Genomic DNA, 13,234 nt, shown 5'->3' with positions numbered 1-13,234 from the left:
TATCTCTTTCTTATATGCTGGTTTATAGTTCATATCATATAGTACCCATCATATGGTCCACAAGCTATCTTTCGATTACTTTGTTCAGACCTCGACTTTATAACTCAAGTCAAGTTCATCGCCGGGTAATCCCCGAATACCCCAATGACTGCGCGGTGTTTCAAAAAGGGTAATCTCCACATCATTAGGCGACAATTTCAACTGTTCATCTATTCGTGTGAATAATTGCTGAATGAGTTCTTTCTTGACTTGATCTGTGCGGCCTTCGAACATGCTGATTTCAATAATGGTGTACCCTGCTGAACGATCAGAGGGAAAAAGAAAATCATCCGTGCTCATGGGAAAGTAGCGTTGAAACTTCTTGTTCTCTGGTAATCCCACAACGTCCATCATAACCGAGTGTATGACTTGTGAAAGCTGTTCTTTCAATGGGTTCAGATGCTCACCTAGTCCATATACTTTAATCTGTGCCACGCTCATCTCACCTTTCTCAGCTCGTTATCTCTGCTCTTCTCTGCTAAAAAATGCCTTACTCTCACATTATACCTCCTGTACGGCTTGAACGGTACCACGAAACCCAAATCAATGATCCGGCATAAAAGCTTCGGCACGCTCATAAAGTAGATTGAAATAAAGACGCGCAGTCCGAGAGCGGGGCGATTCTCTTAAGGCAACTACCTTGAGAAAAAAACAAAAAATACGCGTCATAATGCTGCATACGGATACATAAGATGATACTAGTCCAATTGCATGTACGAGTTAACGCCGCTTTCGCCGGTTTCATCAGAATGCAACGTTCGGCGGCGGACGACTTCCGGGCACTCACAAAGGCGGCTCTACCGTTGCAGGGATTTCAGTCTTCTGATTGAAAAAACGAAGCGGATGCTCTTTAGCATTTTTCCTTCGGAGTAATTTAGGGAGGGGATTTCATTGGAGAAAGTGGACATTTTTAAGGACATTGCCGAGCGGACCGGAGGGGATATCTATCTCGGGGTTGTCGGCGCAGTCCGGACAGGTAAATCAACATTTATCAAACGTTTCATGGAAACGATTGTCTTGCCAAACATCACAAACGAGGCAGACCGCGGGCGGGCAGTTGATGAATTGCCACAGAGCGCAGCTGGCAAAACAATCATGACTACGGAGCCAAAATTCGTACCGAATAACGCGGTTCAAATCAAGGTCGCTGAGGGACTTGATGTCAATGTGCGCCTTGTGGATTGTGTAGGTTACGCGGTGGAAGGAGCCAAGGGATACGAGGATGAGAATGGACCACGCATGATCTCCACGCCTTGGTTCGAAGAACCGATTCCTTTTCAGGAAGCAGCCGAAATTGGCACACGCAAAGTCATTCAGGAGCATTCCACACTGGGTGTGGTGGTCACAACAGATGGCACGATCGCTGAGATTGCCCGGAGTTCATATGTGGAATCAGAGGAACGTGTCATTGCCGAACTGAAGGAAGTGGGCAAACCGTTTGTGCTGGTCATCAACTCCACTCGCCCTCGCAGTGAAGAAGCGCTGCAGTTGCGCAGTGAGCTTGCTGCCAAGTATGACATTCCGGTTATGACACTCAGTGCAGCTACAATGACCGAAGATGATGTAACAGGTGTGCTTCGCGAAGTATTGTATGAGTTCCCTGTGCATGAAGTGAACGTGAATCTGCCGAGCTGGGTGATGGTACTGAATGAAAACCACTGGCTGCGCAGCAACTACGAAAATTCCGTTCGCGACACGGTTAAGGATATCCGCAGGCTGCGTGACGTGGATCGGGTTGTTGCTCAGTTCATGGAATATGAATTCATCGATCGAGCCGGACTGAGCGGCATGAACATGGGGCAGGGTGTGGCAGAAATCGATCTGTATGCACCGGATGAATTATACGATCAGATCCTCGTGGAAGTTGTTGGTATTGAAATTCGAGGCAAGGATCATCTGCTGCAATTGATGCAGGAATTCTCCCATGCGAAGAGGGAGTACGATCGCTTCGCTGAGGCGCTGGAGATGGTCAAAACGACCGGCTACGGTATCGCAGCGCCATCCCTCGCTGAGATGGCACTGGATGAGCCAGAACTCATCCGCCAGGGTACCAAATTCGGCGTCCGCCTGAAAGCAACCGCACCATCCATTCATATGATCCGGGTCGATGTGGAATCGGAGTTTGCACCGATTATCGGAACGGAAAAACAGAGTGAGGAACTGGTGAGGTACTTGATGCAGGACTTCGAGAACGATCCGATCAAGGTATGGGATTCAGATATGTTCGGTCGTTCGCTGCATTCCATCGTGAGAGAAGGCATTCAGGGTAAAATTGCGATGATGCCAGATAACGCACGATACAAATTGCAAGAGACATTGGGACGTATCATTAACGAAGGTTCAGGTGGATTAATCGCCATCATTCTGTAAGTCCAAAAGGCCGTAGGGGTAAACCTCGCGGTCTTTTTCTTGTTTTATTTTCATGATTCTGGATGAACTGGATAAGATACTTTAGTTTCGAATAAAAACTTAGCGAGTTTTAGCTTTAAATTACTAAAACCCATTTACATACTAGGGATTAGCCGTTATATTAATATTCAACTATTGTGATCGAGATCACAGAGAGTGTGAACAGGGGGAGAAAGAGATGAGAGGGAAAAATTCAAAATGGGTATGGTTGAGTGTGCTGCTTGTATTTACATTGGCGCTGTCCGCTTGCGGAATTAAAAAAGAACCTGCTTCAACTACAGCTTCCGGCGCAACGGAGGACAAGCCTCAAACCGAAGCAGTAACAGGTCCACTCAGCGGAAAACGAATTGCACTGATTATGGAATTTAACACAGGTACGTTCTCACAACAATACGTGCAAGGGGTTAAAGAAGAAATCGAAAAATTTGGTGGACAACTGACTACGTTTGTCGCCGATAATGATAAAGCCAAAATGGTTTCGTTGCTCGATAGCGCAATTAACCAGAAATTCGATGCCATTCTAACGGATCATGGGGATTCCTTGCTGACGCCGGGCGTGAAAAAGGCAGTAGAACAAAATATCCCGGTTGTTGTTTTCGATGCAGATATTAACGTTCCGGGAGCAACAGTGTTGTCCCAGGATGATCAGAAGATGGCTGAGCTTACGCTCGAGCAAATGAAAAAAGATATTAACGGACAAGGCAATATCGTAAAAGTATGGGTAGCCGGCTTTGCACCAATGGAACGTCGTCAGATTGCTTATGGCAAGTTCCTGAAAGAGAACCCGGACATCAAGGAGATAGCAACGTTTGGTTCAGCACAGAACCCGGCGCTGGATACACAAGCTAAAATGGAAGCGATTCTGAAACAATATCCAAAAGGTGAAATCACGGCGGTATGGACTGCATGGGATGAGTTCGCTAAAGGTGCGGCGCGTGCCATTCAGCAAGCAGGACGTGACGAGATCAAGGTATATGGTATCGACATGAGTGATGAAGATTTGCAGATGATCCAGGATCCGAAAAACCCTTGGGTAGCTTCCGCAGCGGTTGATCCAACCGACATTGGACGTGTTCAGGTTCGTTATGCATACCAGAAGCTGAATGGGGATGAGACTGAGGATCAAGTGGTTCTCAACCCGGTTTATGTACAGCGTGATGCGCTGCCAGACAAACAAATCTCCACTTCAGAGCTGTCCGAGTATGTGGAGGGCTGGGGAGGAAGTACACAGGGAATCAAGGATTGGATGTCGGAATACGGAGTTACTGCTAAATAAAACAGCGTAACGGGGGCGCGCCACAAGGCGCGCTTTTTCCTACCATGATGAAAAAACTACATGAGAATGTGATACTCCCGGAGGGGAGCGATTGGAGGTTGGCGTCATGAGTACTGCACCGATTCTGCTTCAAATGGAACATATCCACAAGCAGTTTGCAGGCATTCCTGCACTGAAAGACGTGGAGTTCTCCGTCAAAGGTGGGGAAATACACGCGCTGCTTGGTGCGAATGGTGCCGGCAAGAGCACATTGATGAAAATTCTGTCTGGTGCCTATCAACTGGATCAGGGCAGCATCCAATTAAGTGGGCAAACGCTTCATCTAAATTCACCGGGAGATGCCAAAGCGAGTGGAATTCACTGTGTGTATCAAGAGGTAGATGCTGCGTTGGTTCCCCAATTGACAGCTGCCGAGAACATTATGCTGGATCAATTGGCGTCACCTGACGGAGGTTGGTGGAAAAGTCCGCGGAAACTGCAACAGCGTGCGGCTGAAGCTTTACAGCAATTAGGAGCGGCTATATCCGTTCACAAAAAAGTAGCCGACCTGACGCTCGCGGAGAAGCAGATGATTCTGCTCGCACGTATCCTGATTCAGGATGCCAAGGTCATTATTTTTGATGAACCAACTGCACCGCTGAGCCAGGAAGAAACGGACGCTTTTTTCCGAATTGTACATTTGTTGAAAGAACGCGGAGTGGCATGTATTTTCATTACGCACCGTCTTCCTGAAGTTACGAGTCACTGTGACCGCGTTACTGTTATGAGAGATGGACAACATGTGTTTACGGGTGAGGCAAAAGAGCTTACGATCAATGATCTGGTGACGCAGATGCTCGGAAAACCGTTTGAGGAAGAGTTCCCCAAGACAAAAGCACCGGTAGGTGAAGTGCTGCTGGAAGCAAGAGGACTTCGGCGTGGAGTCCGCGTCAAGGGGGTGGACCTGTCTGTTCGTCGAGGCGAAGTGCTTGCTGTGGTAGGGCTTGTAGGTGCGGGGAAAACGGAATGTTCCCGTTTGTTGATTGGTGCAGATCGGCTGGAGAGTGGAGAGATTCGGCTTAACAATCGTGAGCTCCGTCTTTCCCAACCTGCTGATGCTGCGGCTCTGGGCATTGTCTCTGTGCCTGAGGAACGGCGGAAACAGGGGATTCTGATTGAGGAAAACGTGGAACGGAATTTGAGCTTGCCTTTGCTTGGGCGTCTTAGTAGATTAGGTTTTGTAAGTCGAAAGCGAGAGCGTGAGAATGCGGAATCTTTAGTGCAGCAGCTCGGTATCAAAACATCCTCAGTGCGGCAGGAAGTGAAGTATTTAAGCGGTGGAAATCAGCAAAAGGTAGCCATTGGCAAATGGCTGAATGCCGACGCAGACGTATTTATCTTTGATGAGCCAACAAAAGGTGTGGATATCGGCGCCAAAAGTGACATTTTTCGCATCATTAACGAACTGGCTTTGGCGGGTAAAGCTGTTATCTATTTCACGTGTGAACTGGATGAAGGATTGGGCATAGGTGATCGGATTGCAGTCATGTGTGAAGGGACCATTGTAAAAGAATTCAAACGGGGCGAGACCAATCAAGAACAGCTGCTATACTACGCAAGCGGTGGACAAGAGGTGGAAGCATGAAGGATAAATCATTGGATTTTGCGTTCCGTTATGGCGCGATTATCGTTATTATTGGTGTTATCGCATTTTTCGGTATTAAATTGCCTTATTTCTTCACGTATAGTAACTTGACCGATATTTTGGGTTCAATCTCTATCGTGACATTTGTGGCGATAGGTGTTACCTTATCTCTCATTGTAGACGGATTTGATCTTTCAGTGGGGGCAACCGTCTCGCTGACAACTGTCGTTACCGCTTCATTAATGATTTGGTATCAGCAGCCGCTGGCAGTTGTCATTATCGTCCCACTGATTATTGGGGCTGTGATTGGTTGGCTTAATTCCTTGCTCATTGTGAAACTTCGTATTCCCGATCTGCTGGCTACCCTTGCCACAATGTACATTATCGGTGGAATTCATAAAACGTATGCTCAAGGATACACGATCTATAACCATATGCAGTTTCCAGACGGAAGCAAGGCTGCTGGAGAGATGGATCCTACATTTCTGCAGCTGGGGCAAGGGAAATGGCTGGGAATGCCGATTTCGGTCATCCTGCTGCTCATTGCGGTTATCGGTGTGCATATCTTTTTGACGTATACGAAGTATGGGCGCCAGATGTATGTTACTGGGGGAAATGAAGAAGCGGCACGCCTATCCGGTATTAAGGTGAAAAAGGTGCGTACACTCGCTTATGTAGCTGCTGGAGTGTTTGCTGCAATCGGCGGTATTATCTATGCATCGAAAGTAGGTTCAGGGCAAATTGATGCCGGTTCTCCGTTGTTAATGGAATCTGTGGCCGCTGTGTTTGTCGGATTCTCTGTATTTGGTGCAGGTAAGCCAAACGTGATCGGAACATTCATTGGCTCGGTTCTAATTGGTGTACTGGTGAACGGTTTGACGATGATGAATGTTCAATATTTCACGCATGATATTGTAAAAGGTGGGGTACTCGTGCTTGCTCTGGCCGTTACATTTTACGTGTTAAACCGCAACCGCACTTGAAATTGTGTGCTGTCTGTATTAGTATAAAATTTGTTCGGCGTCTGAAACAACCTTTGTTTCAGGCGACATTCTGCCGGAAATGACTGTTGACCGCAGGCCGAGATTTGTGTTCATCACGCTCAAGATGTACGTAGATTTTTTGTGTATGAACGTATATTTCGCTATAAAACGGAAACACAGTATAACATTCAGGACATTGATTCAGGAGGTGAAAAAACAAATGAACAAATCAGACTTGATTACACACGTGTCTGAAGCGACAGAATTGTCCAAAAAGGATGTAACGAAAGCGGTTGATGCCGTATTCGAAGCAATCTCTGAGGCTCTTCAAAGCGGAGACAAAGTACAATTGGTTGGTTTTGGGAACTTCGAAGTTCGCGAGCGCTCTGCACGTAAAGGACGCAACCCGCAAACAGGTGAAGAAATCGAAATTCCTGCGAGCAAAATTCCTGCATTCAAACCAGGTAAAGCGCTCAAAGACGGAATTAAATAAGATTTCTACATATTCCATATGTCGACAAAAAGACCGTGACTTGTTCACGGCCTTTTCTTTTGTCTTTAATCATTGTTCTTCCTGTCGTTTAGCGACTCCGGTTCATCCGGTTGCTGCGCATAGGCAATCAGAATCAGTTCTTCTCCAGCAGCTGAGGACAGTTGCTGTTCGGTTTCTTTTAACTGGCGAATATGCTCGTCTGTCAGTGCTGCGGGAATGTATTTCATAGAGACTCTCCTTTCTGTGGCTGGATCACTTGTAGTATGACCTGGGAGTAACAGATTATTGCGCTCCATTCACATAAGGGCTGGTTGACAAATGAAACAATCTTAATCATCATTAACGCTATTGAACAAGGAGAGGGGATGTGCGTGATGGATCATCCAACCGGCAGTGATTATATCGTAATTAAGGCGGAGGAGAACGGTGTTCAGGTGATCGGCTTAACCCGAGGTCAGGATACCCGTTTCCACCATACCGAGAAGCTGGATAAGGGAGAAGTCATGTTTGCCCAATTTACCAATCATACTTCCGCCATTAAAATCCGTGGAAAAGCCACGCTGATCACCAAGCATGGACAGATTCAGTCTGAATAATGAAAATTGCAGGCATAGCCTGCTTTTTTTCATTGTACAATGAGGTATGAGCCTTTACCGGACAGACTACACTAACAGGTAAGGGCAGGGAGGCATTTATGAAACCGCGGATGATCGTGACTGCTTCGCTGCTGGCAACGGTTGCGGCGGTCCTTCTGCTTGTTGCCATACAAACCTTACATATGCGTACCTTGGGCGGTGAAAACATACAACCCGTTTCTGCGACGCAGCATCCCGTCCAGCTAACGGAAGACAATCTGGTGGATGTGCTGAGCACCATGAAATTATCGACACCCATTGCCAGGGTGGAGTGGAAACAATCCATTTTGACGCTTGATCTAAAGGTGACCGGAACCAGCACAAGTTACACCGAAATCTATGGTAATATGGCTACTGTGGCAGATTTGGGCTTTCGAAGTCTGGATAACGTTGAACAGGTGATGCTGCGTGTTATGGCAGAGGATGAATGGCTTCACAAAAGACATTTGTTGATCGCTGCGGATTTTCGACGTGGGGAATGGCCGATGTATGCGATCGAAACGCTTCGAGACTGGAATAGCCCGATCCTCTCCGACGAATTGAAGGACTGGTTTCACATGATGGAGACCGAACTTTGGAAGAAGCAATTCGAAATGTCAAGTCAGGGGTAATAGAATAGCAGGATTCAGTGCGTGCCCGATAAACATATGCTATAATATATAAGATTGTAGTGCAGAAATGGTTTAACAATGCAAAGGCTCGGAGGCTGAGAATGAATTCATATCGCGTACCCCAACTAGCAAAGAAATATACGGATTACGACATGATTCGACAACATACGGAAATCCCATCATTTCCGGATAGCCGGGCTCGTCTGCTGCAGGTATTTGTGGGCCGCACAGACGAAAAGGTGCATGATGAGCTATACGCTCTCGCAACCTCGCTCGTTCAGTTGGCCATGGATACGCATGATCGAATCGATACGATATCCGGAGAGCGTAGAGAAGTGGAGATGCGTTCACGCCAGCTGAATGTTCTTGCCGGAGATTATTTCAGTAGTCGTTTCTATCAGTTGCTTGCCCATGCAGGCAAAATTGAAATGATCGGTAAACTTAGTGGTGCTGTATCCGAAGTGAATGCTCGTAAGATGACGCTGTATGAACGGATGAAAAAGCTTCTCGTTTCGGCTGAAGAATACTTGCGTGAAACAATACAGCTGAAGATGCAGCTGTTTCTTTCTTTTACAGGCATGATTCGCGATGACGAAGCATCACTATGGAACGACCTGTTGACCGAATTCAGCTACTGCGAGGCAATTATGGAAGAGCTGCAGCAGATGAATGACGAACAGAACTTTTATCACAGTTATGCTTTCTGGCATATTTACGAGTATGGCAATGACGACGAGCGGAATATGCTGCGTCAGCCAGAGCCGGATACAAGAGCATGGAGCGGTATGGTGCTGAAGTATCGGATCGGCGAGTTTTTGCTGGACAAGCTTCGTGAGTGTACACACCGTATACAACTGTTGCTGCAAGACGAGGAAGATCAACTGGGCCTGCATGAGATCAATGCAATTCTGGAGCCTTACCTGACGTATTTGCAGCCTTCACATGCGGCAGTAAGGGAAGATTGAGGGGGAGACAGACGAATGGGGAGCGGAGAGACCAAACCTAAAGAAGAATTTGTCCATTCTGTTTTTCAGAGTATAGCCGGTAAATATGACGTCATGAATGATATTCTGAGTTTCCGCAGGCACAAGGCTTGGCGTAAATTCACCATGAAGAAGATGAATATGTCCAAAGGTGATACCGGTCTTGATCTGTGCTGCGGCACATGTGACTGGACGCTCGCGATGGCTGAAGCAAGTGAAACAGGTCACATGCATGGACTGGATTTCAGCAGCAACATGTTAGAGGTGGGACAAACCAAGGTTGACGCTGTAAATCGTCAAAAACAAATTACGTTGGTACAGGGCAATGCGATGTCGCTTCCCTTTGAAGACAATTCATTCGATTATGTGACGATCGGTTTTGGACTGCGTAATGTACCGGATCTGAGACAGGTTCTGTCGGAGATGAAACGTGTAGTGAAACCGGGTGGCATGGTGGTGTGCCTGGAATTGTCCAAGCCGACATGGCAGCCGTTTAAAGGTATTTATTATTTTTATTTTGAACAAGTATTACCCAATCTTGCCAAATTGTTTGCCAAACGTTATGAGCAGTATAAATGGCTGCCGGACTCACTTGCACTTTTTCCAGGAAGAAAGGAACTGGCCGATATTTTCGCTGAAACTGGATTAAAGCAAGTGCAGGCCTATCCTCTGACCGGAGGTATTGCGGCATTGCATATTGGAACCAAGGAGAATCAGCATGTTTAGGAAAATTCGCATCTTTTTAGAAATGATCAAAATTGAACACACGCTTTTCGCTTTACCTTTTGCATTTATGGGAGCCATCCTCGGTTCCATGGTAGTGAATGATACATTCCCGACCTGGATGCAGATTATGTGGGTACTACTGGCTATGATTGGTGCAAGAAGTGCTGCTTTTGGCTTGAACCGCATGATTGACCAGGCCATAGACAAGAAAAATCCACGTACCGCGATGAGAGCAATTCCGGCCGGTTTGTTGAAAAATGGTGAGGTCGTTATTTTTATCATAGTATCATTTGTGCTCTTGTTCTGGGCCTCATCCAACCTTAACGTGTTATCCATGCAGCTGTTGCCGATAGCTGTATTTATGCTGGTATTGTATTCATATACCAAACGTTTCACCTGGTTGTGTCACGTAGTGCTTGGTATGACCATTGGTCTGGCTCCACTTGGGGGTTGGGTAGCGGTAACGGGTACGATGGATTGGACAGCGATTGTGCTGTACGTTACGATTGTGTTCTGGACTGCAGGGTTCGATATCATCTATGCATGTCAGGATCTGGATTTTGATCAGGGCGAGGGTCTTCATTCCATACCTTCCCGTTTTGGTCTTAACAAATCATTGCAGATCGCAAAGTTCTTCCACGTGATTACAGCAATCGGTTTTCTTGCTTTGTTATTGTTGACCGATCTGAGCTGGTGGTATGGTGCCGGAATGCTGATTACTTATGGTATCCTCTTCTATGAACACTATATTGTATCGCCAAATGACATGAGCCGGGTGCAGACCGCATTCTTTACAATGAACAGTGTGCTCAGTCTGGTTGTATTCACATTTACTTTAATTGATCTGGCGGTGAAATAAAGATGCAGCAGCCGGACAATAAACGACTAGTTGTCGGAATTACCGGGGCCAGTGGAAGTATATATGGCATCAGATTAATTGAAACGCTGCTTGATCTTGAATACACCGTGCATCTGGTGATCTCCAATGCTGGGTGGCGTGTATTAAAAGAAGAAATGGACTGGGATGTTGCGAATCGGGACCGTGTACTGGAAGAAAAATTCGGCGGCCGTGCGGGTTCCCTGATCTATCATCCCGTTAGTGATATTGGTGCCTCCATCGCAAGTGGTTCTTTCCTGGCAGAAGGCATGATTATAATGCCGTGCTCCATGGGTACTCTTTCATCCATTGCACAAGGCTCGTCGGACAATCTGATGTCCCGGGCTGCTGATGTCATGATGAAAGAGGGAAGAACGCTGATTTTGGTGCCACGTGAGACGCCACTGCATGCCATCCATCTGGAAAACATGCTGAAGCTCTCACGGCTTGGTGTCCGAATGATTCCGGCCATGCCTGCTTTTTATTACAAACCCCAAACGATGGACGAGTTGATTCTGTTTCTGGTGGGTAAAGTGCTCGATAGTCTGCGCATCCCGCATCAACTGTTTACCAGATGGGGAGAACCGGATGAACGGGGATAGCTTCTGAGTTTCCTTTAATTTTGAATCTGCTGACCGAAATGCAGTGGCAACTCAACTTGCTGTCCCCCAATCCCGGGGTATTGGTGAGCGCTGATGGTGATGTTTGATGGAACCACAGCCTTGACCCATGCTCCGGCAACTTCTGTACTTATGTTTCAGAACAAGTCGCAGAGTTTAATTCCCGGATGTCGGCCTTGACATTCGAAGAAGATTAGTACGTCTTAGAAGAACACAAGCAGGAAAGGCAAGCCCTGGTTTTTCGTTATGCCTGCAGGCCCGACTTGCTGGAGGGGAAGGTAAGCATGGATTTATGGACTGACAATACGCTGACACGGGTGAACGAATGAAACTATTGGATATTTTCGGGTTGTTAAAAAAAGACATGGACTACATTGAAAAAGAGCTGTATCGCAGTGTTCAGGGAGAACAGAAGCTGCTAAGCGAAACGTCACTTCACCTGCTCAAGGCAGGGGGGAAGCGTTTGCGTCCGGTATTTGTGTTACTGGGTGGGAAATTTGGTACATACGACATTGAACGTCTGAAGCTGGTAGCGGTTCCGCTGGAACTGATTCATTCGGCTTCTCTGGTTCACGATGATGTTATTGATAACGCCGCGACACGCAGAGGTAAACCTACGGTGAAGTCCAAATGGGATAATCGGATTGCCATGTACACCGGAGATTACATTTACGGCAAGGCGCTTGAAATGACTGCGGGCCTGTCCGATCCGGCGATACACCGTATTCTGGCCAAAGCGATGGTGCAGATGTCCATTGGTGAAATGGAGCAAATTCGGGACTTTTTCAATACGGGACAAAGTGTACGTAATTATCTCTTGCGCATTCGTCGCAAAACGGCGCTTCTTATTGCTGTCAGCTGCCAATTGGGGGCGCTTGCTACTCGTGCGCCGGAACATGTATCTTCGTTGCTGTACACCTACGGTTACAACGTGGGTATGGCGTTCCAGATTCAGGACGATGTGCTTGATCTGGTTGGAACCGAGAAGCAACTGGGCAAGCCTCCAGGCAGTGATATGAAGCAGGGAAATATTACGCTGCCTGTACTGTATGCATTGCAGGAACCCAACTTGCGTGAGCCTTTGCTGGAGGAGATAAGCCGCGTTCAGCACGAGGAGGGACGGGCGAGTGCATCCGATGCGATTGGAATGATTCGCCAAAGTCAAGGAATTGCTAAAGCAGAAGCCTTGGCTGACCGATATATGAAGAAAGCGCTCGATGCTCTGGATCAACTGCCTAACATCAAGACCACCAAAAACTTGCGTGATATCGCTCATTTTGTAGTCAAACGTACGCATTAATATGTTTGGACTTTACTCTGCTATGGACGGCGCCTTTTCATGATGCAGTTTTTCGTGTAGCTGTTCTCACTCAAAAAAATAATGTTCATGTGATATTCCTCATTGGGGGGATTTGGACATGTATGTTACAATCAAAGGGATTGCGTTTACATAATGAAATAACTTTGAACCGTGAGTGAGGAGTGAGCCTATGGATCGTACATTTTTGATGGTGAAGCCGGATGGTGTGCAGCGTGGTTTGATTGGGCGTATCGTTAGCCGTCTGGAAGACAAAGGATTTAAGTTGGTGGCAGGCAAGCTGGTGCAGATGTCTGAAGATCAGGCCAAACGCCATTATGCTGAACATGAGGGGAAACCGTTCTTCGATGATCTGGTTCGTTTTATCACATCTGGACCTGTATTTGCTATGGTCTGGGAAGGTGACGACATCGTGGCGCTTGCGCGCATCGTAATCGGGAAAACCAATGTGAAGGAAGCGGCTCCGGGTACCATTCGCGGAGATTTCGCCAGCCACACACCGCATAATCTGATTCATGGGGCGGATTCACCGGAAAGCGCCACTCGTGAAGCAGCAAACTTCTTTACTCCGGATGAGCTGGTAACGTACGACAAGAGCATCGCAGCCTGGTTGTAATTTTTTAGCCAGAAGGGTGATACG

15 protein-coding genes are annotated in these 13,234 nt (G+C 47.0%); 13 read left to right on the top strand and 2 right to left on the bottom strand.

Going from position 1 to position 13,234, the window contains the following annotated elements; all coding sequences use genetic code 11:
* Positions 1-84 precede the first annotated feature (84 nt).
* Entirely contained in the window at positions 85-474 is a 390-nt protein-coding gene (locus tag MKY42_RS21235) for a tautomerase family protein (protein WP_090900612.1), read from the bottom strand.
* A 456-nt stretch (positions 475-930) separates the two neighbouring features.
* Here MKY42_RS21235 and spoIVA point away from each other — a divergent pair, with 456 nt between their 5' ends.
* The 5 genes from spoIVA to MKY42_RS21210 all read left to right on the top strand — a co-directional run bounded on the left by spoIVA (position 931) and on the right by MKY42_RS21210 (position 6,824).
* Positions 931-2,409, top strand: coding sequence for a stage IV sporulation protein A (gene spoIVA, locus MKY42_RS21230; protein WP_076288931.1), 1,479 nt, complete (start codon positions 931-933; stop codon positions 2,407-2,409).
* Between the two features lie 217 nt (positions 2,410-2,626).
* Positions 2,627-3,724 carry a sugar ABC transporter substrate-binding protein gene (locus MKY42_RS21225; protein ID WP_090900609.1) on the top strand — a complete coding sequence of 366 codons (1,098 nt, stop codon included), beginning with the start codon at positions 2,627-2,629 and terminating at the stop codon, positions 3,722-3,724.
* A gap of 106 nt (positions 3,725-3,830) precedes the next feature.
* A complete protein-coding gene (locus tag MKY42_RS21220; RefSeq protein WP_339844461.1) occupies positions 3,831-5,348 on the top strand; it encodes a sugar ABC transporter ATP-binding protein in 1,518 nt (505 codons plus the stop codon).
* Positions 5,345-6,331, top strand: a complete 987-nt coding sequence (locus MKY42_RS21215; protein ID WP_063566763.1) for an ABC transporter permease — start codon at positions 5,345-5,347, stop codon at positions 6,329-6,331. Before MKY42_RS21220 ends, MKY42_RS21215 begins: the two co-directional genes overlap by 4 nt.
* Before the next feature lie 220 nt (positions 6,332-6,551).
* Entirely contained in the window at positions 6,552-6,824 is a 273-nt protein-coding gene (locus tag MKY42_RS21210; RefSeq protein WP_024630670.1) for an HU family DNA-binding protein, read from the top strand.
* 65 nt (positions 6,825-6,889) lie between these two features.
* Here MKY42_RS21210 and MKY42_RS21205 read toward each other — a convergent pair whose 3' ends face one another.
* Positions 6,890-7,051, bottom strand: a complete 162-nt coding sequence (locus MKY42_RS21205; protein ID WP_177185752.1) for a hypothetical protein — start codon at positions 7,049-7,051, stop codon at positions 6,890-6,892.
* Between the two features lie 147 nt (positions 7,052-7,198).
* On the opposite strand from MKY42_RS21205, the gene mtrB reads away from it, so the two are divergent.
* From mtrB to ndk, 8 genes are all read left to right on the top strand, one after another.
* The gene (gene mtrB, locus MKY42_RS21200) at positions 7,199-7,420 is read left to right on the top strand and encodes a trp RNA-binding attenuation protein MtrB (protein ID WP_024630669.1); all 222 of its coding nucleotides are present in this window, start codon (positions 7,199-7,201) and stop codon (positions 7,418-7,420) included.
* Positions 7,421-7,518: 98 nt separating this feature from the next.
* A complete protein-coding gene (locus MKY42_RS21195) occupies positions 7,519-8,070 on the top strand; it encodes a hypothetical protein (RefSeq protein ID WP_090900603.1) in 552 nt (183 codons plus the stop codon).
* 101 nt (positions 8,071-8,171) lie between these two features.
* Entirely contained in the window at positions 8,172-9,035 is an 864-nt protein-coding gene (locus tag MKY42_RS21190) for a heptaprenyl diphosphate synthase component 1 (protein ID WP_090900599.1), read from the top strand.
* A 15-nt stretch (positions 9,036-9,050) separates the two neighbouring features.
* Positions 9,051-9,779, top strand: coding sequence for a demethylmenaquinone methyltransferase (locus MKY42_RS21185; protein ID WP_090900596.1), 729 nt, complete (start codon positions 9,051-9,053; stop codon positions 9,777-9,779).
* Positions 9,772-10,638 (top strand): UbiA-like polyprenyltransferase, encoded by an 867-nt coding sequence (locus MKY42_RS21180; RefSeq protein ID WP_063566766.1) that lies wholly within the window; start codon positions 9,772-9,774, stop codon positions 10,636-10,638. The genes MKY42_RS21185 and MKY42_RS21180 overlap by 8 nt, the downstream gene beginning before the upstream one ends.
* A gap of 2 nt (positions 10,639-10,640) precedes the next feature.
* Positions 10,641-11,258 (top strand): flavin prenyltransferase UbiX, encoded by a 618-nt coding sequence (locus MKY42_RS21175; RefSeq protein ID WP_090900592.1) that lies wholly within the window; start codon positions 10,641-10,643, stop codon positions 11,256-11,258.
* A 343-nt stretch (positions 11,259-11,601) separates the two neighbouring features.
* Positions 11,602-12,576, top strand: a complete 975-nt coding sequence (locus tag MKY42_RS21170; protein ID WP_090900589.1) for a polyprenyl synthetase family protein — start codon at positions 11,602-11,604, stop codon at positions 12,574-12,576.
* Between the two features lie 190 nt (positions 12,577-12,766).
* Positions 12,767-13,210: a nucleoside-diphosphate kinase gene (gene ndk / locus MKY42_RS21165; protein ID WP_063566769.1), complete on the top strand. Its 444-nt coding sequence runs from the start codon at positions 12,767-12,769 to the stop codon at positions 13,208-13,210.
* Positions 13,211-13,234 lie beyond the last annotated feature (24 nt).

Source organism: Paenibacillus sp. FSL W7-1088 (assembly GCF_037969855.1).
Classification (GTDB): Bacteria; Bacillota; Bacilli; order Paenibacillales; family Paenibacillaceae; genus Paenibacillus.
The sequence above is the reverse complement of the archived record's forward strand: the minus strand, read 5'-3'. Positions and strand labels throughout refer to the sequence as shown.

Coding starts and splice junctions, on each gene's coding strand:
- MKY42_RS21225 (WP_090900609.1), top strand. CDS start 2,627: ATGAGAGGGAAAAATTCAAAATGGGTATGGTTGAGTGTGCTGCTTGTA.
- MKY42_RS21220 (WP_339844461.1), top strand. CDS start 3,831: ATGAGTACTGCACCGATTCTGCTTCAAATGGAACATATCCACAAGCAG.
- MKY42_RS21215 (WP_063566763.1), top strand. CDS start 5,345: ATGAAGGATAAATCATTGGATTTTGCGTTCCGTTATGGCGCGATTATC.
- MKY42_RS21210 (WP_024630670.1), top strand. CDS start 6,552: ATGAACAAATCAGACTTGATTACACACGTGTCTGAAGCGACAGAATTG.
- MKY42_RS21205 (WP_177185752.1), bottom strand. CDS start 7,051: ATGAAATACATTCCCGCAGCACTGACAGACGAGCATATTCGCCAGTTA.
- mtrB (WP_024630669.1), top strand. CDS start 7,199: ATGGATCATCCAACCGGCAGTGATTATATCGTAATTAAGGCGGAGGAG.
- MKY42_RS21195 (WP_090900603.1), top strand. CDS start 7,519: ATGAAACCGCGGATGATCGTGACTGCTTCGCTGCTGGCAACGGTTGCG.
- MKY42_RS21190 (WP_090900599.1), top strand. CDS start 8,172: ATGAATTCATATCGCGTACCCCAACTAGCAAAGAAATATACGGATTAC.
- MKY42_RS21185 (WP_090900596.1), top strand. CDS start 9,051: ATGGGGAGCGGAGAGACCAAACCTAAAGAAGAATTTGTCCATTCTGTT.
- MKY42_RS21180 (WP_063566766.1), top strand. CDS start 9,772: ATGTTTAGGAAAATTCGCATCTTTTTAGAAATGATCAAAATTGAACAC.
- MKY42_RS21175 (WP_090900592.1), top strand. CDS start 10,641: ATGCAGCAGCCGGACAATAAACGACTAGTTGTCGGAATTACCGGGGCC.
- MKY42_RS21170 (WP_090900589.1), top strand. CDS start 11,602: ATGAAACTATTGGATATTTTCGGGTTGTTAAAAAAAGACATGGACTAC.
- ndk (WP_063566769.1), top strand. CDS start 12,767: ATGGATCGTACATTTTTGATGGTGAAGCCGGATGGTGTGCAGCGTGGT.